The following is a 21,838-nucleotide window of genomic DNA, read 5'->3' as shown; positions in this document are numbered from 1 at the left end:
ATCAAGCGGAAGCTGAAGAAGATCCAGTACCGGCCTCACCTGATCGATGGCTGCCTCCCGCCGACTGGCCTGATCATGGACGACGACGCGACCAGGTCATCGGACTCCACGAGTTCAACCTGAGTAATAGCAGTGCGGCCGACGGCGAGATGGCAGCCGATTACGACGTGATCGTGGTCGGGTCGGGCTTCGGGGGCAGCGTCGCGGCCCTCCGACTCACGGAGAAAGGCTACCGGGTCGCCGTGATCGAGGCGGGGCGTCGGTTCGCCGACGACGAGTTCGCCAAGACGTCGTGGGATCTCAAGAGCTATCTATGGGCGCCCGCGCTCGGCTGCTTCGGCATCCAGCGCGTCCACCCGCTCAAGGACGTCATAGTGGCGGCGGGCGCGGGTGTCGGTGGCGGTTCGCTCGTGTACGCCAACGTGCTGTACCGGCCGCCCAAGCCGTTCTACGAGGATCGGCAGTGGGCGCACATCACCGACTGGGAGTCGGAACTGGCGCCTTACTACGACCAGGCCAGCCGCATGCTGGGCGTGGTCACCAACCCGACCGTGACGGCCTGCGACAAGGTGATGCGTGCGGTCGCGACTGACATGGGTGTGGCGGACTCCTACCAACCGGCACCGGTGGCGGTGTACTTCGGTGAGCCCGGCAGGGCCGCCGACGATCCGTTCTTCGGCGGCGCCGGGCCGCGGCGCACCGGCTGCACCGAGTGCGGCTCCTGCATGACCGGGTGCCGGGTCGGCGCGAAGAACACCCTCGTCAAGAACTACCTGTACATCGCGGAGCGCGCCGGTGCGGAGGTCATCCCGCTGACCACGGTGGACGCGGTGCGACCGATGCCGGACGGGTCGTTCGTGGTGGACGTTCACAGGACGGGCAAGCGGTCGCGTCGCTCCCGGCGGAGCCTGACGGCGGCCCGGGTCGTGCTGGCTGCCGGCACCTGGGGTACGCAACAGCTACTGCACCGCATGCGGGACAACGGCGTGCTGCCGGAGCTCTCGCCGCGGTTGGGGGAACTGACGCGCACGAACTCGGAGGCGATCATCGGTGCGAGCCGGCCCGTGGCCGACCCCGAGCGTGACTTCACCCGCGGTGTGTCGATCACCTCGTCGATTCACCCGGACGAGAACACGCACATCCAGGCGCTGCGCAACGGCAAGGGCAGCAACGGGATGAGCCTGATGCAGACCATCGCCACGGACGGCTCGCTGCCCACGCCGCGGTGGCTGCAGATGCTGCTGACGGTCCTGCGAAAGCCGGTCAAGTCGATGACGTTGTTCAACGGCTACCGGTGGAGCGAGCGGACGATGATGCTGCTGGTGATGCAGAGCCTGGACAACTCGCTCACCACGTACACCAGGCGAGGCCTGTTCGGGCGCCGCAGATTCACTTCGAAGCAGGGACGCGGCGAGCCGAACCCGACGTTCATCCCAGCCGGGCACGAGGCGAACCTGCGCACCGCCGAGCACATCGGCGGTGTCCCGGGCGGGATGTGGGGCGAGATCTTCAACAGGCCGATGACCGCCCACTTCTTCGGTGGAGCGCCCATCGGGACCTCGTCGAAGGACGGCGTGATCGACCCGTACCACCGGGTGTTCAACTACCCAGGACTGTCCATCGTGGACGGAACAGCGCTGACCGCGAACCTCGGGGTGAACCCGTCGCTGACCATCACGGCCAAGGCGGAGCGTGCCTTCTCGTTCTGGCCCAACAAGGGCGAGGCCGATCCGCGCCCTGCTCAGTCGCAGCCGTACCGTCGGCTGGACCCGGTTGCTCCGGTCAACCCTGCTGTTCCGGCGGAGGCCCCGGCCGCACTGCGGCTGCCCATCGTGGGCTGAGCCGCCGCGCACTGCTGACACACGCGGAAACGTGCCGGGCATGGCGCTCTTGAAGGATCGGCAGGCGCGATGCCCAATGCGAAGATGCCCCGCCCGACGTCACCGAACGCGTGGGCAGTTGTCGAGCTGCACAGGCACGCTCGCCGTCAGTGACCGGACATACCGCCGTCGACGGCGAGCGTGATGCCGGTGATGTAGGACGAGGCGGGGCTGGCGAGGAAGACGACGGCGGCGTCGAGCTCGCGCTGCAGCCCCACCCTGCCCAGCGGGCTGGTCTGCTGGACGAACGCCATGACCTGGTCTTCGGGGATCTCGGAGGTCATCTCGCTGGCGAAGTATCCCGGGGCGACGGCATTGACCCGGATTCCCCGGCGCCCTGTCCATTGCTGCGCGAGATCGCGGGTGAGGCCGAGGAGGCCGGCCTTGCTGGCTGCGTAAGCTGCCTGTGGGGCGTACGACTTGATCAGACCGAGCACGCTGGCGATGTTGACGATGCTGGAGCCGGGCTCCATGACGCGGGCGCATGCCTGCGCCACCCAGTAGGCGCCGTTGAGGTTGATGTCGATGACGCGGCGGAACTCCTCCGGGCTCTCCTTGAGGGCCGGAACCGCGGTGCCTATGCCGGCGTTGTTGATCAGGATGTCGACGCGGCCGAACTCGCCGACTGCCGAGCGGGCCAGCGCCTCGCACTGCTCCGGATCGGCGACGTCGGTGGGCACCGTGATGGCGCGGCGGCCGGTCTCGTGCACCTGCTTCGCGACATCTGCCAGCCGGTCGGCGCGGCGGGCGGCAAGGACGACGTCGGCGCCCGCTTCGGCGAGCGCCTGGGCGAACCCGGCGCCGAGACCGGAACTCGCCCCGGTGACCACGGCAACCTTGCCGTCGAGCCGGAAGAGGTCGAGGACGTTGCTCATAGCGGCTCCTGGTGCGACAGCGCTCGAAGTCCGGCGGCGGTCAGTGGCGCGACGGCCTGCCCTACCGTGTCGAATCCTGTGCCGCGGGTCAGCCCCTGCTGGAAGCGGGCGTGGATCCCCTCGGCGATGACGGCGATCTTGAAGTAGCCCAACGAGAGGTAGAAGCCGAGTTCGCCGAGATCCCGCCCACTGGCCTCGGCGTAGCGCTGGGCGAGGTCGGCCGCTGCGGGAAGCCGTTCGCTGGTCGATGCGGCCGATCCGCTGAGCACGGGAGCGAAGGACGGGTCGGCGTAGACAAGGTGCAGACCGAGATCGGCGAGGGGGTCGCCGAGGGTGGCCATCTCCCAGTCGACCACCGCACGAATGGAGCCCGGGTCGGCGGGGTCGAGGATGGTGTTGTCGATGCGATAGTCGCCGTGCACGATGGACGCGCCGCTTTCCGCCGGGCAAGCGGTGGCGAGTCGGGTGTGCAGCCGCTCCATGTCGCCGAGCTCCCGGGTCCGAACGCGTTGCCACTGGTCGTACCAGCGCTGGACCTGGCGCGCCAGATAGCCCTGCGGCCGTCCGAACCCGGTCAGCCCCACCGCGTCCGGATCGACGGCGTGCAGGCGCGCGAGTACGTCGACCAGGCCGTAGGCGCAGCGGGTGATATCGCTGTCCTGCAGCGCGTGCAGCTGCTCGACCGTCCGGATCACCGTCCCGTCGACGTACTCGACCACCGCGAAGGGCACACCGAGCACCTCGGCGTCCGCGAAGGTCACCGCACGTGCCACGGGGACGTCACTGTCGGCGAGTGCGGCCACCATCCGGTACTCGCGCCGCATGTCGTGCGCGGAGGGGGTGAGCCCGCCCAGCGGAGGACGGCGAAGAACCCACCGCGTCCACCCGTCGGTGACCATGTAGGTCAGGTTCGACCGGCCGCCCTGCAACGGCTCGGCGGTGAGCCGGCCCCGGAACTCCGGCACGTACTCGTCGAAGTACCGCTCGAGTGCGGCCAGGTCGAGACCGTCCACTGTGGTGTGACCGGCGGCGCTCACTGTGCCGCTGCCTCGGTGTGGCGGCGCATGACGCGGCGTGCGACGGCCCAGCGGTGGGTTTCGGATGGCCCGTCGTAGATGCGGAAGGGCCGGACCTCCCGCAGGAACCGGCCGAGCAGGATGTCGCCGGACACACCGAGCGAGCCGCAGATCTGCAGCGCGCGGTCCACCACCCGCCACACCGCTTCGGCGCAGAAGGTCTTGGCGATCGAGGTGGACTGCGACGCCGAACGCCCCTGATCCAGCTCCCAGGACGCCTGAAGGATCAGCCCCCGGGCGGCGGCGATGTCGATTTCGTTGTCCGCGATCATCTGCTGCACCATGCCGAGATCGCCGAGCCGTGAGCCGAACAGCCGGCGGTCGGCGGCCCGGCCGACGGCGATGTCCTGCGCGCGTCGGGCGATGCCCAGCCACCGCATGCAATGCGTCATCCGCGCGGGCCCCAGCCGTACCTGCGCGTAGCGGAAGCCCTGGTCGACTTCGCCGAGCACCGCCTCGTCCGGTACGACGCAGTCCTCGAAGAGCAGCTCGACGTGCCCGCCGTAGAGGCTCTCGTCGAGCGTCTCGATGTGCCGGACCGTCTTCATGCCAGGGTTGTCGGCGTCGACCAGGAACATGGTCGCGCCGCCCTGGTCCCCGGGTTCACCCGCCGTCCTGGCCATGCAGATGGCGAACCCCGCGCCGTCGGCACCGGTGATGAACCATTTGTGCCCGTCGATGCGCCAGCCGCCCCGAACACGTGCGGCGCGCGTCGCCAGCGCACTGGGGTCGGAACCCGCGCCCGGCGCCGGCTCTGTCATCGCGAAGCACGACCGTATGGCCCCAGCCGCGAGCGGGCGCAGATACCGGTCCTTCTGCTCGGCGGTGGCGATGGCTTCGAGCATGTGCATGTTGCCCTCGTCGGGCGCAGCGATGTTCATCGCAAGCGGGCCCAGCAGGGAGTACCCCGCCTCCTCGAAGACGGCAGCCCTGCCCCGCATGTCCAGCCCGTGCCCGCCGAACTCCTCGCCGACGTGCGGCGCGAACACGCCGGCATCCTTCGCGGCCCGTTGCAGCCCGAGCCGCACGTTCTCGGTGCGCGCGACGCCACGGTGCTGTTCCTCGGCCGGGATCACCACCTCGCGGACGAAGTCGGCAGTGCGGCGCGCGAGGTCCGCGACGACGGGATCCTGGGTGAGGTCGACTGTCATGGCGCATCCCATCCGGCTACTGAGTATTAGCCAGGACCCTAAGCGAGCGCTTGGCAACCCTGCAATCCCCCATGGCGCAGCTCACAGTTGCCGGTCGGATCAGCTATCATCCGTTAGCCCTGCATGTGGAGGCGAAGGTGGGCCGATCCGACGAAATCCGTGCCGCGGCGCTGGAGCTGTTCACGCGCCTCGGCTACGAGGCGACCACGATGGCCGACATCGGGGCCGCGGTGGGCATGCGCGGCCCGAGCCTCTACAAGCACGTCGCGTCCAAACAGGACCTGCTCGCCCAGATCATGACCGCCACGATGGAAGACCTCCTCGGCGCGCACCGTGCGGCCGTCGCCAGCAGTGAAGGTTCGGTGGCACGCCTTCGCCGCGCCACCGAGGCGCACGTTCGTTACCACGCCCGGCACCGGCTCGAGGCCTTCGTCGGCAACCGCGAGATCCGCAGCCTCGTCGAGCCGCATCGCGGTCGCGTGCTGGCCTTGCGCGCGGAATATGAAGCCGGCTTTCGCCAGATCGTCAACGCAGGCGTAGCCGAGGGGTGCTTCAAGGTCACCTCGGCGCGGCTGGTTTCCTACGCCATCCTCGACCTCGGTATGGGAGTCGCGGCGTGGTATCGCGAAGACGGCGAACTTGCAGAGGATGCCATCGTCTGGCAGTACAGCGACTTCGCCCTGCGCCTTGCCGGCGCGAGCCCTGAGGGCTAGGTCACCCGAAGCCTCAATCTTCGAGACAGCCGCTCAGCAGGCCGTGGGCGATGACTGGTGATCTCGCTTTCGGCGGCGGGCTCCAGGCGCGTGTCGTGGTCGCTGACATCTCATAAGGTCTTGATGCTATACATCTCGTATAGTCGCTGCTAGCGTCCTCGGTCATGACGAAGGAGTCGCTCAGTGAACTGCGCTTCCCGATCGCCGATGCCGCCTCAGTCCTGGCGCAGCGAGTGATCGAGAGACCGCCGGGTGCCGGTCACTGAACGGCGGGCTGCCGCCGAGGGGCGACTTCCGGGTCAGTCACCGGGCGGTGCTCGCGCGATGCAACCCCGGTCAGGGCGCGTGAAGAGGGTCCCCCCTCTCGGTTTCGAATTCACCGACCGCTGAAATCCTTCTCGGAAGGAATCTGCCGTAATGTCTAATGATCAAATTGCTGCCACTCGGGCCGAGGTGACCGAATGGTTCTTCGAGGACTATCTGCCGCGATGGGTGGCCGTGGCTGCGGGCACGTCAGACGAGGGCCCCGAGTTCATTCATGACTACTGGGGCACTCCGTTGCACGTCACGGGGCTGGAGCAGTCCTTCTGGTGTCTCGATGACGCGAGCGTGCGCGGCTTCCTGGACCTCAATTACGCGCCGCTGCGCGAGTCCGGATACAGCCACACCGTGGTGCCCGACCGGCGCGTGCTTGTCTACAACTCCGTTGGTGCCGCCATTGAGGTGATCTGGTCGCGGCGCCGCGCCGACGAGACCGAGATCCAGCGCTGGGCGGTGCAATTCAGCGTCGCCAAGTCCGATCGGGGCTGGCGTGTGGTCGGCATCCACTCGGCGGCGACGGACAAGAACAGGCTCGCTGAGGTCTGGCCCGCCGAATCGGCCCTGGAGGAGGCGAGCCATGGCTGAAAAGGTCTATCCGCCGCTGGTCATGCCCGACGGGGTCGGCCGGCAACAGGTCACCGTGTGGAGCAATGGCATCGCGCTCGACGCGGACGTGTACCGACCGACGACCGTCGACCCCGACGCCGCCCTGCCCGCTGTGGTGTTGTGTCACGGGTGGGGTGGCAGCAAGCTCACCGCCGAACGCTACGCGGCCCTCTTCGCCGCAGCAGGCATGATCACCCTGACGTTCACCCAGAGCAGCTGGTTCGGCTCTGGATCTCCGCTGCAGCTGGTCGGAGACATCCCCGACCTCGATGACGGCAATGAGGCACTCACCCGGGTGCGGTTCATCCGGGAGCTGGTGGATCCGTTCGCCTGGACGGTGAACCTGCGCTCGGCCCTGGACTACATCGAAGGTGAGCCCAACGTCGATCCCGCCCGGATCGGGCTGTGGGCCACCAGCTTCGGCGGCGGCGTCGCCGTGCATCTGGCCGCTAACGACGACCGGGTCAAGGCGCTGGCGGTGCAGGTGCCCGCTATCGCCCCGCTGAGTGGGCCAGTGGCAGACTTTGCCCGCAAGCGTGCGATCGACACCGCGCGCGGCGACGCGGACGCGATTCCCCAGGGCGTCGATCCCTGGCCGAACATGGCGGGCACCCCGTACATGGCCACGTTGGCGCACTTCGACCCGCTCGCCCAGGTCGAGCGGCTGCGGATCCCCACCCTGATCATCGATGCCGGTGACGAAGACCTGTTCCCCATCGCCGACAACGGCGGCCGCGCGGCGAAAGTACTGGAGACCATTCCGGGCAGCGTCGTCGACTATCAGGTCATCCCCGGCATCGACCACTACGGCATCTATTTCGACGGCTACGAGCCGGGCAGTCGTGCTGCCCTCGCCTGGTGGGGACGCTACTTGTGACGACGTCGACCTCCCGCAGCCTTTTCGTGCCGACTACTTTGGGCCGGCTCCACGTGCAGGACGCCGGACCCGCCGACGGCCCTGTGGCGCTGTTGTGGCCGAGTGTGTTCATGGACGGTGAGACCAGCTGGGGAGCACAGCTTGCCGGCCTGCACGCTCAGGGCCGGCGGACCCTGCTGGTCGACCCACCCGGTACTGGCCGCAGCGAATCGGTGTCGCGGTTGTTCACCATGGAAGAGTGCGGCGCCGCCGCCGTTCAGACGCTCGACGCTGCCGCCGTCGACCGGGCCGCCTTTCTCGGGCTGTCGTGGGGCGGCATCGTCGCACTGCGGGTCGCGATCACTGCCCCGGACCGGGTCACCGCGCTGGTTCTGTCCAACACCACTGCGCGCAGCGTGGTCCTCCGCGAACGTCTGGCAGTCCGCCTGAACGCCCTTCTCATACGTTCCGGGATCGCCCCGGGGGGACTGGGCCGGCTGGTCGTGTCCGGAATGCTCAGCGAGCACTCCCGCAACCGGGACCCCGAGTTCACCACGCGCCTCGCCCAAGCAGTCGACGCCCTCGACAAGGCAGGACTGGCCCGCGCCGTACGGTCGGTGCTGGCCGGTCGCAGCAGCGTGGTCGATGCCCTCGGGAGAATCACCGCGCCCACCCTGGTGATCGGAGGCGCCGAGGACCGGGCGTTGCCGCCAGATCCCCATTCCGGCGAACTGGCCGATCGCATCGCCGGCGCACAACTCAAGGTGTTGCCGCGTGTCGCACACCTGGCTCCCCGCGAAGCGCCCACCGAGGTGGCGGCTTTGATCAGGAAGTTTCTCGCGCCGCTCGGTTAGCCGTGCTCTTGGCGACCGGCCCTGCCGGCGAGGCGTTCCCGGGCGTCCCGGTGATCCGACGGCGCGCCGTCTGCTTGTGCCGCTGCCGGATGGGCCACGCGCTCGTACGGCATATCAACTCGAAGTACCAAAAGGGAGACGAAAAGTATGGCTGAGCTGAGCTACGACGTGTACGTCTGCGACGGGGTCCCGCGCAGCCGACCCGAGAAGTTGCCCGACGGCAGCGGCATCGTGTCGTCTCCGCTGGCCTCGACGCTGATCACCGGTGAACGGGAGGCCGTGCTGGTCGACCCGCCGTTCACCCGCGAACAGACGCAACGGGTCGGCGACTGGGTGGAGCGCTCCGGCAAGCGCCTGGCCTACATCTATGCGACGCATGGCCACGGCGACCACTGGTTCGGCACCGGCCAGCTCCTGGAGCGCTTTCCCGACGCCGTCCCGTATGCCACTGAGGGAACCATCGGGCTGATGCGCAAGCATGCAGAGGGCCGCAAGATGTGGGATGCGGACTTCCCCGGCCTGATTCCCGATGCCCCCGTCGTCTACCGGCCGATCCCCGCAGACGGGTTCGAACTCGAGGGACACCGGGTGACGGCGATCGAGGTCGGCCACACCGACACCGACGACACGACCGTGCTCCACGTCCCGTCGATCGGTCTGATCGTCGGGGGTGACGTCGTCTACAACGGCGTGCACCAGATGCTGCTGGAAACCCCGGGGGGCGGATTCGAGTCGTGGTTGGCGGCACTCGACGTTCTCGAGTCACTCAACCCCCGCGCCGTGGTGGCCGGGCACAAGAACCGTGACCTGCCCGACGACCCGGCGATCATCGACCAGACCCGCCAATACCTTCGCGACGCGCAGCGGCTGCTCGCCGAGAAGCCCACACCGCAGCAGTTCTTCGACGAGATCACCACCCGCTATCCCGACCGGCTCAACGTCGGCCCCGTCTGGTACGGCGCACACGGTCTCCTGGGAGTCCCGATGCCCGTAGCGCCCGCGGGCCAACACGATTACGCGAACGAGTAGGCCCGGCACATGGCACAGCACACGACTGATGCAACCGCTGACCCGGGCGGAGCCTCGATGTCAGGCTTCGACGTGTTCCGGAGCGCGTTCGTGGCGGCCGTAGGTCTGCGTTTCACCGAGGTCACGTCCACGCGGGTGCGAGGGGAGATACAACTGGGCCCTGAGCACCACACCCCCTGGGGAGTGGTGCACGGCGGGGTCTACGCCACCGCCGTGGAATCCGCTGCCAGCGTCGGCGCGTCGGCCGCGGTAGCCGATCGCGACCAGGTCGTCGTGGGGGTGGCCAACAGTACGGACTTCCTCCGACCGATCACCTCCGGGACGGTGGAGGTGGTGGCCGAACCTGTCCAGCAAGGGCGCAGCCAGCAGTTGTGGCAGGTCACCGTCACCAGCATCAGCAGCGGCAAGCTCATCGCCCGCGGCCAGGTGCGCCTGGCCAATGTGCCCGCCACCGGCCTCCCGCGCACCTTGGGGCAGCAACTATGACCACTTCCACCTCTCCTGCAGCCAACCAAGGCCAAAGCGCAGCAGGCTTGGACGTGTCGGCAGCGTTCGCGACCACGCTGGAAACACCGCAGCACGTCCAGATCGCCGAGGAACTCGGCTTCCGGCGTGCGTGGTTGTACGACACACCGCAACAGAGCCCCGACGTGTGGATGTGTCTGGCGCTGGCCGCCGAACGCACACACTCGATCGGGCTCGGTCCCGGCGTTCTCGTCCCGGCGCTGCGCCACCCGATGGTCAGTGCAAGCGGGGCGGCGGCCCTCGAGCGTTTGGCCCCCGGACGGGTCGCGGTGGCCTTCGGCACCGGTTACACCAGCCGGCGGGCCATGGGGCAGATGCCCGCCTCGTGGACGTACATGACGCGCTACATCACGACGTTCCGCGCGCTGCTCAGAGGCGAAACGGTCGAATGGGAGGGCAGCTGGCTGCGGATGCTGCACCCCGATGAGTCGCTTCCGAGTGCACCGGACGCCATTCCGGTCTACATCGGAGCGATCGGTCCCAAGGGCATGGAGATAGCCGCATCGCTGGGGGACGGCCTGTTCGTGGCCGGAGCGCCCGTGCCCGAACAGGCCAAAGAGTTCTCGCACGTCTCCTACCTGGCCCTCGGGTCCGTGCTCGATGACGGTGAAGCTCTCAACAGCGACCGGCTCCGCACGGCCGCAGGCCCCGGACTGGCGCAAGCCTTCCACGTCTCCTACGAACTCGGCGGTGAGGAAGTTGTCAAGGCGCTGCCCGGAGGGCCGGAGTGGCTGGCCGTCCTGCAGACCACACCGGAGGACCAACGTCACCTCGCCGTGCACAACGGACACCTGCTGCATCTGAACGACGCCGACACGGCTGCCTGGAACGCCGGGGCCCACACGCTGGTCGAGCACGTCACGCTCACCGGCACTGCCGACGAGGTCCTGGCCAAGGTCCAGCAGCTGGCGGCGAGCGGTGTCACCGAGATCATGTACCAACCCGCCGGCGACATCCGCCGTGAGCTCGAAGCGTTCGCCGACGCGGTGGGACTACGACGATGAGCACGACTTGCATGCGCATGGCGGCAGCCCAGCTGCGTATATCGGACACGAGCGGAGTGTACAAAGCGTATAGCGAGAAGTTATAGAGCCGTACAGTAGATTCATGACAACCGCAAGAACATACGGCCAGATGTGTCCGCTCGCCCGCTCCATGGACCTTCTCGGCGAGCGATGGACGATTTTGATCGTGCGCGAGCTGTGCCTTGGGCCCAAGCGATTCAAGGACCTCCTCGACGTACTCCCGGCCATCGGACCGAACCGCCTGACTGCCCGCCTTCGCAGCCTTGAGGCCGCGGGGGTCGCTCGCCGGAGCACGCTTCCACCTCCCGCGGGTGTGGCTGTCTATGAGCTCACCGAGCGAGGCGAGGGGCTCCGCGCCCCACTCATCGAGCTTGGACGGTGGGGCCTTGGGCTCCCGCCGTCGGCGGAAATCGATCCGGCGACCACCCGCGCGGACCTGATCGCCCTCAGCGTTTCCACCTTTGCCGCGCCGGACAAGCTCGTCGGCCTCAAGGAGATCTATGAGCTGCACGTGGGCAGGGAGACGTTTCACGTCGAGATCGCCGATGGCCGAATGTGGACGAAGAGCGGGCCGGCGCCAGTTCGCCCCGACCTTGCAGTGACTTGCCGTTTGCGCACGTTCCTCGCTGTGGTCTTCGGCCGCACCCAGGCGATCGACGCAGTCGAGTCGGGCGACCTGACGGTGACTGTCGGATCCAGCGAACTGGCCGAGCGCGCGTTTGACCTTTTGTCCGGTTCCGATCTTGGTTATCCGGTGTACCTGGGGATGTAGCGCGCGAGCGCTCCTGCCGCCGGAACGTGAAGGAGAGATGCCATGAGCTTCAACCTGGCGGCGATGCTTGTTGAGGCAACGCGCGCACAACCGCAGAGCCCTGCCCTCTGGGCGGGTGATGACAGGTGGGACTATCAGCGGCTCGACACGGAGTCGATCCGCTTCGCGAACGGACTCCTCGAGAGCGGCTGTTCAAGGGGCGATGTGGTGGCTATTCAGTCGCCCAACGTCCCGGAGTTCCTGGTCGCCTACTTCGGGACGCTCCGCGCCGGCATGGTCCTGCTGCCCCTCAATCCCCTGCTGACCGCAACGGAGACCGCGTTCCTCCTCAACGACGCCCGTGCGGTGGTGATCTTCGCGCACGAACTCGCCGTCGGTGCCGTCCTCGGGGCCAAGGAGGCGGGCATTCCACTCGTGACGGTTCCCGCAGGGATACGTCACGACGGTGACGACGGCAGGCTCTTCTCGGACTTCCTGTCGGATCGCGACCATGGTGGAGCGGAAGTTGCCTCCACGGCACCCGAGGACACCGCGGTCCTGCTCTACACGAGCGGCACCACAGGGAAACCGAAGGGAGTCGAACTCACCCATTTCCAGCTGTTCATGAGCTGCACTGCCAGTGCTGACGTGTTCGAAGCGAGACAGGATGACGTCATCCTTCTCGCCTTGCCGCTGTTCCACGTTTTCGGCCTGTCCTCGCTCGCGAACTCCGCGATCCGGCGCGGCGCCTCGCTCGCACTCGTGCCCCGTTTCGAAGCCTCTGCCGTACTCGATGTCATCGAACGGAGACGCGTCTCGATCGTGGCTGGTGTGCCCACCATGCTGCACGCCCTGCTGGAGACCCCCGACCGTCACCGTGATCTCAGCAGCATGCGTATGGCGCTGTGCGGAGGTTCACCGATCGCCCCGGATGTCGTCGCCCGGTTCGAGGAGAGATTCGCCATCCCGGTGCTGGAAGGTTATGGGCTGACCGAGACGGCCAGCGCTGTGACGTTCAACAGAGCGGCCGGACGCAAGCCCATGTCCGTGGGCCGGCCTCTCTGGGGGACCGAGATGCGAGTGGTGGACAGCGACGGCAACCAGCTTGCGCCGGGTGCCGACCTTGTCGGCGAACTCCTCATCCGCGGACACTCGGTGATGAAGGGCTACTTGCGTCGCCCTGCCGAAACCGCCGAAGTCATCCAGGATGGCTGGTTCCGCACGGGCGACCTGGGCTACGTGGACGACGACGGCTACTACTTCGTCGTCGACCGGATCAAAGACATGATCATCCGCGGCGGATACAACGTGTACCCGCGCGAGATCGAGGACGTGCTCTTCGGGCATCCCGACATCCGTGAGGCCGCCGTCATCGGATCCCCCGACGACCGGCTCGGGGAGGAAGTCGTCGCGGTGGTCGCCCTGCGCGACGGGAGCGACATCAGCGCCGAAGACGTCATCGGCTACTGCAGGCAGCGCCTCGCCGCCTACAAATACCCGAGGGTCGTGCGATTCGTCGAGACGCTTCCGAAAGGCCCCACGAACAAGATCCTCAAGAGCCAGCTGCGCTGATTCCCTCTGGAACTGCTACGCGCCCCGGGCCAGATCCTGCGGTCCCCAACGGCAAGGCATCGGGTGCGGCCGAGCCCTTGCTCATGATCCCGCCGACCAACCGAACGGAGCAGGCCCGTGAATCCCGCCCTGTCATTCGAGCCATTGAGTCCCGTGTCCTTCCTGGACCGGTCGGCCGCGGTGTTTCCCGAGCGCACGGCTGTGATCGACGGGGACCAGCGTTTCACGTACGCCCAGTTGCACGACCGGTGCCGTCGGCTCGCCGACGTTCTTGCCCCGCTCGCGAACGGCGACCCGGTCGCGGTACTGGCACCCAACACGCACATCATGCTCGAGGCCCACTACGGAGCCCCGTGGGCCGGTGCGCCCCTGGTCACGATCAACACCAGACTCTCCGCCCCCGAGGTGCGTTACATCCTCGAGCACTCGGAGAGCGCGGTGCTCCTGCACGACCCGCAGTTCGACGACCTCGTGGCCACGGCGATCGACGGGATGCCGCATCCGCCCCTGATCGTGCGCGCAGGCCCCGGCGACGACGGCGCCTACGAACACCTCCTCGACGCCGCCGCACCGACGGCCGTCCCCTTGCCCGATGAGGGCGCGCTGCTGTCCATCAACTACACCTCCGGAACGACTGGTCGTCCCAAGGGCGTCATGTACCAACACCGTGGCGCCTATCTCCAGGCACTCGCGATGGTCACGCACACCCAGCTGAGCACAGCGTCCGCCTACCTCTGGACCCTGCCGATGTTCCACTGCAACGGCTGGTGCTTCCCATGGGCGGTGACCGCCGCCGGCGGCACACACGTATGCCTGCCGAAAGTGGAGGCTTCCGAGATCTGGCGGCTCATTCAGGACGAACACGTCACACACCTCTGTGGTGCCCCTGCCGTGCTCTCCATGGTGGTGAACGCCCCGGAGGCCAAGCGCGACACGGACGGCGTCATCCGGTTCCTGACCGGCGGGGCGCCACCGAGCCCCACCCTGCTCGCCGCCGCGGATGTACTGCGTTTCGACGTCACGCATCTGTACGGGCTCACCGAAACGTACGGGCCGTCGGTGCTGTGCGACTGGCACCCCGAATGGAATGGCCTCGCCCCCGAGGAACAGTCCCGGCTTCGCGCCCGGCAGGGAGTGTCCAACATCGTCGGCCTCACCGCCCGCGTGGTCGGCAACGGAGTGGACGTACCCGCGGACGGCACCACGATCGGTGAGATCAGGTTGCGCGGCAACAACCTCATGCTGGGCTACCTCAAGGACGCCGCCGCCACGGCCGCGGCCGCGCCGGACGGCTGGTTCCGGACCGGCGACCTCGGTGTTCGCCACCCCGACGGATACATCGAGCTCAGGGATCGCAGCAAGGACGTCATCATCTCCGGTGGAGAGAACATCACCTCGATCGAGGTCGAGCAGGCCGTCGCCAGCCATCCGGCAGTCCTCGAAGTCGCCGTGGTCGGTGCCCCGGACGACCGCTGGGGCGAGGTGCCGGTCGCGTACACCGTCCTGCGCCCCGATGCGGTCGCCACCGAGCAGGAGATCATCGACCATGTCAAAGACCGCATCGCGCGATTCAAGGCGCCCAAGCGGGTCGTCTTTGGGGAACTGCCCCGAACCTCTACCGGGAAGATCCAGAAGTACCTGCTCCGCGAAGGCGAGCGGGCTGCCGGCTCAATGGCTCCCCTTGCCTCCGATGGCGCGGATGAGGAAGGGCAGTAGGCGGTCGGCCGTCTCCGCCGCCAAACCAGCGTCCACTTCGTCCGGCGGCAGCGGGGTGAGGAAGAACCTGCTCATCATGGGACCGATAACGAGGTCGCCGAGCAGATCGGCGTGCTCGACAGGCGCGATTTCACCCCGGTCCACCGCACGTTGCGCGATCTCCTCCATACGTAGGCGAACGGGCAGCACGAACGCCTTCGTGAGGGCGTCGGCCAGGGGGGCGTTGTGCGCACCCTCGGCGATCAGGGACCGCAACACCCCTCCCTCCTGCCCGGTCAGCGAGGCTGCCTTGTCCCGGAGCAGGGCACGCAGGTCCCCTTCGAGGGTGCCAGTGTCGGCAGGTGCCGTGAGCTTCTGGGAGTAGGCCGCGGCAGCGTCGACGACCAGGAACTCCTTGGACGGCCAGCGGCGGTAGAGGGTGGCGGTGGACACTCCGGCACGGGCTGCCACGGCGGCGGTGGTCAAGCCGCCGTAGCCGCTCTCGCCCAGGACGGCCAGAGTCGCATCCAGCAAAGCACGGTCCCGGTTGGCATCGCGGGGGCGGCCCCGGCGTGCCGCCGACTCGGTCATCGGTCATCCCCCGAAGAGACACGGCGAGCCACATGCGGGTCGGAGCGCCAGAGGGGGCGTTCGAAGAGTTCAGGAAGCGTGGGAGGGGTCACACCAGAAAGCGTACATCAATACGAAACGAAATGCTTTCGTTTCGTATATGCTGCGGGGCATGCCTACCAACAACAACGTGGACATCGACTCCACGACAGACCACGCGGCACAAACCGCCACCCGCCTGCGCGCCACCTTCAACACCGGACGCACCAAGCCCCTCTCGTGGCGGAGGGAGCAGCTGCACGCGCTGCGGCAGATGCTGGCCGAGCATCAGGACGTGTTCGCAGACGCGCTGTACACCGACCTCGGCAAGAACGCGACCGAGTCGCACTTCATGGAGATCGGCTTCCTCCTCAAGGAGATCGACCACACCCTGCGCCACCTCGACCAGTGGACGCGCCCGAGCAAGGTCTCCGTGCCTCTGTTGCTCGCGCCGGCCCGAGCCTGGACCGTTCGCGAGCCGCTGGGCACAGTGCTGATCATCAGCCCCTGGAACTACCCGCTGAATCTGGCGCTGGCGCCCCTCATCGGCGCACTGGCCGCCGGTAACTGCGTCATCCTCAAGCCCAGTGAAGTCGCCCCCGCAACCTCGGCCGCGCTCGCCCACTGGCTGCCCCGGTTCCTGGATCCGCAGGCCGTGGCCGTCGTCGAGGGAGGCGTACCGGAGACGACCGCCCTGCTGGAACAGCGGTTCGACCACATCTTCTACACCGGCAACGGCACGGTGGGACGCATCGTCATGGCCGCCGCGGCCCGCCATCTCACCCCGGTCACCCTGGAGTTGGGCGGCAAGAGTCCCGCCGTCGTCGAACCCGGCGCCGACCTCGCGACGGCCGCCCGTCGCATCGTCTGGGGCAAGTTCATGAACGCCGGCCAGACCTGCGTCGCGCCCGACTACGTGCTCGCTGTCGGACAGGCGGGCGCCGACATCGAGTCGCACCTGACCGCAGCCATCCGTGAGATGTACGGCACCGATCCGGCCCGGAGCGCCGACTACGGCAACATCATCAACGAGCGCCACTTCGACCGGCTGGCCGGTCTGCTCAACGATGGTCGGACCGTTGTCGGCGGCGACCACGACCGTCCCACCCGTTACATCGCCCCCCACCGTTCTCGCGGACGTCGACCCCGACTCGGCCGTGATGCGTGACGAGATCTTCGGTCCCATCCTGCCCATCGTCCGCGTCCCCGACCTGGATGCGGCGATCGTCTTCATCGCCGGTCGGGACAAGCCGCTGGCTCTCTACGCCTTCACCGCATCCAAGCGCTCCAAGCAGCGGCTGATCGCGGAGACGTCCTCCGGCGGCGTGGTCTTCGGCATCCCGACCGCTCAGCTTTCCGTGCCCGGTCTCCCCTTTGGCGGCGTCGGCGAGAGTGGCATGGGCCAATACCACGGCGCACACTCCTTGGACACCTTCAGCAACATCAAGTCCGTCCTCGACAAGCGGCTCAACCCGGACACCCTGCGCGTGACCTATCCGCCCTTCACCCGCCGCAAGGACCGCATCCTGCGACGGATCACGTGACTGCTTGCAGCACGTGCTGTTCCGAATCCGTTGCGACGTCGCCGACAGCGTCCACGACCTGTAGACACATCTTCGAACAACCGGGCAGGACGAACGGGGTGTCGTTCGTGGACTACACCCACTTCGTCGAGAAGGCCACCACCGCCGATTCCGTCGGATCGCTGCTCGCGTCCGGCACGCCGCGGTGTTGCGGGCAATGGAATCTGACCGTGCCCATGTCCGGGATTCCCATGAAGCGCGAGGTCAGGGCCTGCGATGACGCTGTCCACCCCTCCCTCTCGGCAAGTCTTTGCGAAAACTGGAGTTCATCATGGGTGGGTTTCATCCCTTCCGCGTATTGCGGGCCCGAGGCCTGTGGATCGTCAACGGCGTCGTCACGGGCGTCCTGGCCTTGTTGTTCGCGGTCCTCTACATCGGTGCCAACGTCGATCCGGTCGGCCACCTGCACAAGCTGCCCGTCGGCCTGGTCAACGCAGACAGGGGCGCGAATGCCGGCGGCGAACACGTCAACCTGGGGGCGCGGACAATCGAGTCGATCACGAAATCGAATGCCGGTGGAGACGCGATCGACTGGAAGGTGATGGACGAGCAGAAGATGAACAAGGAACTCGGCCAGGGCAAGCTGTTCGGCGCGCTGGTCGTTCCCGGCGACTTCTCCTCCTCCGCCACCACGCTGATCAGCACTGCGGCTGACAAGAACCCGGTTCGCCCGACGCTGACGGTGGTGACCAACCAGTCCGCCGGAAGTCTTGGCTCCAGCCTGGCGCGGGCGGCGGCGACGGAAGCGGCCAAGAACGCCTCAAGTCAGGTGGGCAGGGAGCTGAGTGCGCAGGCCGGAGCCGAGCAGGCGAAGCTGCCTCCAGCGGAGCGCCTCCTACTGGCCGACCCGGCAGTCGTCACCGTGAAGGACGGGCATCCGCTTCACTCGCACAGTGGTCTCGGCATGACCGCCTTCTACTACGCGCTGGTCCTCGTGGTCTGCGGCATGCTTTCCGCCAATGTCATCAGCGGCCAGGTGGACCACGCCCTCGGCTACACCCACAACGACATGGGGCCGCTTCGCAGGCACCGCCCGCTGGTCCGTGCGAGCCGGGTACAGACCCTTGCCATCAGCAGCACACTCATGGCCGGCCTCTCGGTGCTCATGGGCAGCCTGGTGCTGGCGGGCGCGGTCGGCATGGGGATGAATGTCTCCCACCTGCCCCTGCTGTGGCTGTACTCGGTGTGCGCGATCGCGGTCGCCGGGATCGGCGCGCTGGCCCTGCTCGCTGTCTTCGGCACGCCCGGCATGCTGCTCGTTGCGCTGATCTTCGTCGCGATGGCCGTGCCGACGGCCGGTGCCACCACGCCGATAGAGGCGCTGCCCGGTTTCTATCGCTTCCTCGCCGAGTTCGAGCCGCTGCGGCAGATCACCGACGGTGTCCGTTCGATCCTCTACTACGACGCCCAGGGTGACGCGGGCCTGACCCGGGGCTGGGCCATGCTGGCGATCAGCCTCGTGGCAGCTTCCCTCTTCGGCTTCGGCGTGACCTGGCTGTACGACCGGAAGGGGCTGCACCGCACTCCCTCCGAGGTCGAGAAGCCGACGCAGGCCGCGGTTCCGGCGTAGCCGAACGGGTCGGACGCGGCTGCGGACAGCTGGCACCGCCTGCACCCCGCCGAGCCTGGACATGGCCGGATCAGCTTCCGCAGTGCGTCGTCGAGGGAGACCGCTCAGGTCGCCTGGATGAGCTGTTCGGCCCAGATGGTCTTGCCCGTAGGCGTATACCGAGTGCCCCAACGCTCGGTGAGCTGGGCGACCAGCAGCAGGCCGCGGCCTCCCTCGTCGCTCAGTCGGGCCCGCCGCAGGTGAGGGCTGGTGCTGCTGCCGTCGGAGACCTCGCACGTCAGCGTCCGGTCCTTGATCAGTCGTAGTCGGATCGGGCCCGTGGCGTAACGGATGGCGTTGGTGAACAACTCGCTGACGACGAGTTCCGTGACGAATGCGGCGTCCTCAAGCCCCCACTCGGTGAGACGGTCGCAGGCGCATCTACGTGCCTCGGCCACCACTGCGGGGTCGCTGGGCAGGTCCCAGGAGGCCAGACTCTCGGGGCCGAGTGGTCGAGCACGGATCAGCAGGAGGGCGACGTCGTCGGCTTCGCCTTCGGGGTGTTGCATCTCGAGGACGGTGTCGCAGAGGGTTTCGAGCGAGGGTTCCGGTCGGGCGAGTGCCTGGCACAGACTGCGGGTGCCTTCGTCGATGTCGTGATGGCGACTCTCGACGAGGCCGTCGGTGAACATAGCCAGGAGGCTGCCTCCGGGCAGGGTGAGCTCCGCCGCCTCGAAGGGCAGGCTGCCCAGCCCAAGGGGAGGGCCGACAGGCATGTCGATGACACGGGCCGTTCCGTCCGGTCCGATCAGGATGGGGGGCGGGTGCCCGGCCCGGGCCAGCGAGCACGTGCCGGAGACGGGGTCGTAGACGGCGTACAGGCAGGTGGCGCCGATGTCACCGGGGATCTCTGAGGTCTCGTCGGCGCCATCGATGTCTTGCGGGAGCCCGGAGTGGGTGACGATGTCGTCGAGGTGGGTCAGGAGCTCGTCGGGTGCAAGGTCGATGTCGGCGAGGGTGCGCACCGCCGTGCGGAGGCGGCCCATGGTCGCTGAGGCAGAGATGCCGTGCCCTACGACGTCGCCGACAACGAGGCCTACTCGTGCCCCGGGAAGGGGGATCACGTCGAACCAGTCGCCGCCCACCCCGGCGCTGCCGCCAGCGGGAACATAACGGGACGCTGTCTCCACGGCCGGGTGGACAGTTGGCCCATGAGGCAGCAGGGAACGCTGGAGCGCCAGTGCGATGCCGTGCTCGCGGGTGAACCGGCGGGCGTTGTCCAGACAGACCGCAACCCTGGCCACAAGGTCCTCGATGACGGTCAGGTCGTCGGGGCCGAAGGGGTCGGGGGAGGACGAATGCCTGAGGAAGAGGGCCGCTCCGAGGATCACGCCGCGGGCTCGGATGGGCACCGCGAGCAGGGAGCGCGTCCCGAAGGCGTCTGCGTACGCCGCCTGGACGGCGTCCTCGGCAAGCCACCGAACGATGTCGGGATCCTTGATGTCGTGCAGCACCGGGCGGCCGGTGGCCTGGCACCGGGCGATCGGAGACGACCGCGGATGGGTGTGGATCGCTCCGACGCCGAGTACCGCGTCGGGTGGGAGTGGGGCGGCGCCCCCGTGCGCGGCCCGTCGCAGCGCGACGGGTCCCGCGCGGGGGCCGGGGCCGGGCAGTGCACCATGGAAGACCTCGTCCAGCAGGTCGACGCTGACGAAGTCGGCGAAGCGGGACACCCTCACCGTCACGTCGACGAGCTCCTGGGCGGTGCCCGTCACATCCAGACTCGCGCCGATGTGGGTCCTGGCCTCGTTGAGCAAGGCCATCCGCTCGCGGCTGTGGTACTGCTCGGAGTGGTCGTTCCCCATCAGGCCCACCGCGTGCACTCGGCCGCTCCCGTCCTTGAGAGGGAAGACATCCACGGCCCAGGCGTGTGCTTTGGGCTCATGCGGAAGCGCTACGAAGAGTTCGGTGTACTCGGGCTTTCCGGTCTCGCCGACCCGAAGGATCCGCCGTTCTGCCTCCTCGAACGCAGAACCCTGAAGGAACTCGGTGATACGCCGACCGCGAACTGCGCTCTGGCCGAGGCCCACCGCTCGCCGCATGACCTCGTTCGCCCACAGCAACCGCCCGTCACGATCGTAGATCGAGAGGGAGAGGGACTGCTGCTCCAGCATCCACCACATGAGGTCTTGCAGTTTCCCCGTTGCCAGTGACGGCACGATCGTCACGAGGAAGCCCTGCTGCTGCGTGGCGCCCAGCAGCGGGCTCAGGTGGGCGCTTGTATCCAGCAGGCCGCCGTCGCGATGCCGGAACCTGGCCCCGTCGGTGGAGAACAGCTCGGCCAGAGGACTGCCGATGATCTCCGCAGGGGTGTACCCCAGAAGTTCCTGAGCCTCGCGGCTCCAGTAGGCCACACATCCGTTCCCGTCCGTGACGGCTATGGTGACGGACTCATTGCGGTTGGCCTCGTCTGGGTGACCTGCGTGTCGCTCGGGCAGCCCGCTGATGCGATGCATGCCGTACCTGGCCCTCCTGCCTCGTGACAGGCACTACCCACGATCGTCCGAGAAGCGGCCGAGGGCAAGACGGAATGGCGTCGTCATCTGAGAGCCCCGGTGCCGTGCCGTTGGACGATGTCGGCCCAGCCCTGGGCTGCTTCCGGGGCCGGTCCAGTACCAGCGTCTGGAAGGCTGTTGCCGAGGCCCTCCAGCGCACGGGGCGCCAGGGTCCAGGTCTCCCCGATGTAGTCCACGAGGCCGTGGTCGGCGAGGCGCCGGGCGAACTGCTCGTGCGGGGGCCGCTGGTCATGCTGGGCTACTACGGCGACGGCATGGCCACCGCCGACACCATCGAACCGAGACTTCGTGCACGAGAACCACCCGAGACAGGTCGCACAGTTCCTCGCCCCCGGGCCGGATCGCCCGTGATCAGGTCGTGCAGCCGGAAACCCAGGACCTTCGCCAGCACCACGCAGACGATGGCAAACGGGCCACACAGCCCTGCTCCTCGGTGCCAGGGGTGAGGCAGACCTTGCGGCTGTGCTAGGGCCTGTCTTCGGTTGTGATCAGTTTCGGGTTTTGGGTCCTGGATGAGGTCGTGGTCCGGTAAGACTCTGGTGTGACACGTGCGCAACTCACCGATGAGGAGTGGGAGTTCATCGAGCCGTTC

17 protein-coding genes and 2 pseudogenes are annotated in these 21,838 nt (G+C 67.7%); 14 read left to right on the top strand and 5 right to left on the bottom strand.

Features of this window, described 5'->3' with window-relative positions:
* Positions 1–123: pseudogene (locus tag ACTWQJ_RS20760) on the top strand (IS630 family transposase); the annotation flags it as partial.
* Between the two features lie 26 nt (positions 124–149).
* The gene (locus ACTWQJ_RS20755) at positions 150–1,841 is read left to right on the top strand and encodes a GMC family oxidoreductase N-terminal domain-containing protein (protein WP_443308118.1); all 1,692 of its coding nucleotides are present in this window, start codon (positions 150–152) and stop codon (positions 1,839–1,841) included.
* A 146-nt stretch (positions 1,842–1,987) separates the two neighbouring features.
* Here the strand turns inward: ACTWQJ_RS20755 and ACTWQJ_RS20750 are convergent, their stop codons facing one another.
* Genes ACTWQJ_RS20750 through ACTWQJ_RS20740 form a run of 3 tightly spaced genes read right to left on the bottom strand, consistent with a single transcriptional unit; the run spans position 1,988 to position 4,982 of the window.
* Complete coding sequence (locus ACTWQJ_RS20750; RefSeq protein WP_443308117.1) at positions 1,988–2,755, bottom strand: SDR family NAD(P)-dependent oxidoreductase; 768 nt, start codon at positions 2,753–2,755, stop codon at positions 1,988–1,990.
* Positions 2,752–3,792 carry a phosphotransferase family protein gene (locus ACTWQJ_RS20745; RefSeq protein ID WP_443308116.1) on the bottom strand — a complete coding sequence of 347 codons (1,041 nt, stop codon included), beginning with the start codon at positions 3,790–3,792 and terminating at the stop codon, positions 2,752–2,754. The genes ACTWQJ_RS20750 and ACTWQJ_RS20745 overlap by 4 nt, the downstream gene beginning before the upstream one ends.
* Positions 3,789–4,982 (bottom strand): acyl-CoA dehydrogenase family protein, encoded by a 1,194-nt coding sequence (locus ACTWQJ_RS20740; RefSeq protein ID WP_443308115.1) that lies wholly within the window; start codon positions 4,980–4,982, stop codon positions 3,789–3,791. The genes ACTWQJ_RS20745 and ACTWQJ_RS20740 overlap by 4 nt, the downstream gene beginning before the upstream one ends.
* Positions 4,983–5,053: 71 nt before the next feature.
* Between ACTWQJ_RS20740 and ACTWQJ_RS20735 the strand changes: the two genes are divergently transcribed.
* The 10 genes from ACTWQJ_RS20735 (at position 5,054) to ACTWQJ_RS20690 (ending at position 14,950) form a co-directional block, all read left to right on the top strand.
* The gene (locus ACTWQJ_RS20735; RefSeq protein ID WP_443308114.1) at positions 5,054–5,695 is read left to right on the top strand and encodes a TetR/AcrR family transcriptional regulator; all 642 of its coding nucleotides are present in this window, start codon (positions 5,054–5,056) and stop codon (positions 5,693–5,695) included.
* 453 nt (positions 5,696–6,148) lie between these two features.
* A complete protein-coding gene (locus tag ACTWQJ_RS20730) occupies positions 6,149–6,601 on the top strand; it encodes a DUF6841 family protein (RefSeq protein WP_443308113.1) in 453 nt (150 codons plus the stop codon).
* Positions 6,594–7,499: an alpha/beta hydrolase gene (locus tag ACTWQJ_RS20725; RefSeq protein ID WP_443308112.1), complete on the top strand. Its 906-nt coding sequence runs from the start codon at positions 6,594–6,596 to the stop codon at positions 7,497–7,499. The genes ACTWQJ_RS20730 and ACTWQJ_RS20725 overlap by 8 nt, the downstream gene beginning before the upstream one ends.
* A 26-nt stretch (positions 7,500–7,525) precedes the next feature.
* Entirely contained in the window at positions 7,526–8,332 is an 807-nt protein-coding gene (locus ACTWQJ_RS20720) for an alpha/beta fold hydrolase (RefSeq protein ID WP_443308111.1), read from the top strand.
* A 147-nt stretch (positions 8,333–8,479) separates the two neighbouring features.
* Positions 8,480–9,361 (top strand): MBL fold metallo-hydrolase, encoded by an 882-nt coding sequence (locus tag ACTWQJ_RS20715; RefSeq protein WP_443308110.1) that lies wholly within the window; start codon positions 8,480–8,482, stop codon positions 9,359–9,361.
* 57 nt (positions 9,362–9,418) lie between these two features.
* Complete coding sequence (locus ACTWQJ_RS20710; protein ID WP_443308109.1) at positions 9,419–9,847, top strand: PaaI family thioesterase; 429 nt, start codon at positions 9,419–9,421, stop codon at positions 9,845–9,847.
* A gap of 53 nt (positions 9,848–9,900) precedes the next feature.
* The gene (locus ACTWQJ_RS20705) at positions 9,901–10,890 is read left to right on the top strand and encodes an LLM class flavin-dependent oxidoreductase (protein ID WP_443308108.1); all 990 of its coding nucleotides are present in this window, start codon (positions 9,901–9,903) and stop codon (positions 10,888–10,890) included.
* A 103-nt stretch (positions 10,891–10,993) separates the two neighbouring features.
* Positions 10,994–11,683 (top strand): winged helix-turn-helix transcriptional regulator, encoded by a 690-nt coding sequence (locus tag ACTWQJ_RS20700; RefSeq protein ID WP_443308107.1) that lies wholly within the window; start codon positions 10,994–10,996, stop codon positions 11,681–11,683.
* A gap of 42 nt (positions 11,684–11,725) precedes the next feature.
* On the top strand, positions 11,726–13,234 hold the full coding sequence (locus ACTWQJ_RS20695; protein ID WP_443308106.1) for a long-chain-fatty-acid--CoA ligase: 1,509 nt from the start codon (positions 11,726–11,728) through the stop codon (positions 13,232–13,234).
* A gap of 117 nt (positions 13,235–13,351) precedes the next feature.
* Positions 13,352–14,950, top strand: coding sequence for an AMP-binding protein (locus ACTWQJ_RS20690; protein WP_443308105.1), 1,599 nt, complete (start codon positions 13,352–13,354; stop codon positions 14,948–14,950).
* Here ACTWQJ_RS20690 and ACTWQJ_RS20685 read toward each other — a convergent pair.
* Positions 14,903–15,520: a TetR/AcrR family transcriptional regulator gene (locus tag ACTWQJ_RS20685; protein WP_443308104.1), complete on the bottom strand. Its 618-nt coding sequence runs from the start codon at positions 15,518–15,520 to the stop codon at positions 14,903–14,905. The two genes, ACTWQJ_RS20690 and ACTWQJ_RS20685, sit on opposite strands and share 48 nt — an antisense overlap.
* A gap of 151 nt (positions 15,521–15,671) precedes the next feature.
* On the opposite strand from ACTWQJ_RS20685, the pseudogene ACTWQJ_RS20680 reads away from it, so the two are divergent.
* Positions 15,672–17,082, top strand: a pseudogene (locus tag ACTWQJ_RS20680) (aldehyde dehydrogenase family protein).
* 310 nt (positions 17,083–17,392) lie between these two features.
* Positions 17,393–18,691, top strand: a complete 1,299-nt coding sequence (locus ACTWQJ_RS20675; RefSeq protein ID WP_443308103.1) for a DUF3533 domain-containing protein — start codon at positions 17,393–17,395, stop codon at positions 18,689–18,691.
* A 104-nt stretch (positions 18,692–18,795) separates the two neighbouring features.
* On the opposite strand, the gene ACTWQJ_RS20670 is transcribed toward ACTWQJ_RS20675, so the two are convergent.
* On the bottom strand, positions 18,796–21,186 hold the full coding sequence (locus ACTWQJ_RS20670) for a SpoIIE family protein phosphatase (RefSeq protein ID WP_443308102.1): 2,391 nt from the start codon (positions 21,184–21,186) through the stop codon (positions 18,796–18,798).
* Positions 21,187–21,838: the final 652 nt, after the last annotated feature.

The organism is Streptomyces sp. KR55, from assembly GCF_052245645.1.
GTDB classification, from domain to species: domain Bacteria; phylum Actinomycetota; class Actinomycetes; order Streptomycetales; family Streptomycetaceae; genus Streptomyces; species Streptomyces flavusporus.
This window is presented reverse-complemented; position numbering and strand designations above follow the sequence as displayed.

Excerpts from the sequence above, each read along its gene's own strand:
- ACTWQJ_RS20695 (WP_443308106.1), top strand. The coding sequence starts at position 11,726 with ATGAGCTTCAACCTGGCGGCGATGCTTGTTGAGGCAACGCGCGCACAA.
- ACTWQJ_RS20735 (WP_443308114.1), top strand. The coding sequence starts at position 5,054 with ATGGCGCAGCTCACAGTTGCCGGTCGGATCAGCTATCATCCGTTAGCC.
- ACTWQJ_RS20715 (WP_443308110.1), top strand. The coding sequence starts at position 8,480 with ATGGCTGAGCTGAGCTACGACGTGTACGTCTGCGACGGGGTCCCGCGC.
- ACTWQJ_RS20725 (WP_443308112.1), top strand. The coding sequence starts at position 6,594 with ATGGCTGAAAAGGTCTATCCGCCGCTGGTCATGCCCGACGGGGTCGGC.
- ACTWQJ_RS20755 (WP_443308118.1), top strand. The coding sequence starts at position 150 with ATGGCAGCCGATTACGACGTGATCGTGGTCGGGTCGGGCTTCGGGGGC.
- ACTWQJ_RS20670 (WP_443308102.1), bottom strand. The coding sequence starts at position 21,186 with ATGCATCGCATCAGCGGGCTGCCCGAGCGACACGCAGGTCACCCAGAC.
- ACTWQJ_RS20700 (WP_443308107.1), top strand. The coding sequence starts at position 10,994 with ATGACAACCGCAAGAACATACGGCCAGATGTGTCCGCTCGCCCGCTCC.
- ACTWQJ_RS20675 (WP_443308103.1), top strand. The coding sequence starts at position 17,393 with ATGGGTGGGTTTCATCCCTTCCGCGTATTGCGGGCCCGAGGCCTGTGG.
- ACTWQJ_RS20740 (WP_443308115.1), bottom strand. The coding sequence starts at position 4,982 with ATGACAGTCGACCTCACCCAGGATCCCGTCGTCGCGGACCTCGCGCGC.
- ACTWQJ_RS20750 (WP_443308117.1), bottom strand. The coding sequence starts at position 2,755 with ATGAGCAACGTCCTCGACCTCTTCCGGCTCGACGGCAAGGTTGCCGTG.
- ACTWQJ_RS20710 (WP_443308109.1), top strand. The coding sequence starts at position 9,419 with ATGTCAGGCTTCGACGTGTTCCGGAGCGCGTTCGTGGCGGCCGTAGGT.
- ACTWQJ_RS20685 (WP_443308104.1), bottom strand. The coding sequence starts at position 15,520 with ATGACCGAGTCGGCGGCACGCCGGGGCCGCCCCCGCGATGCCAACCGG.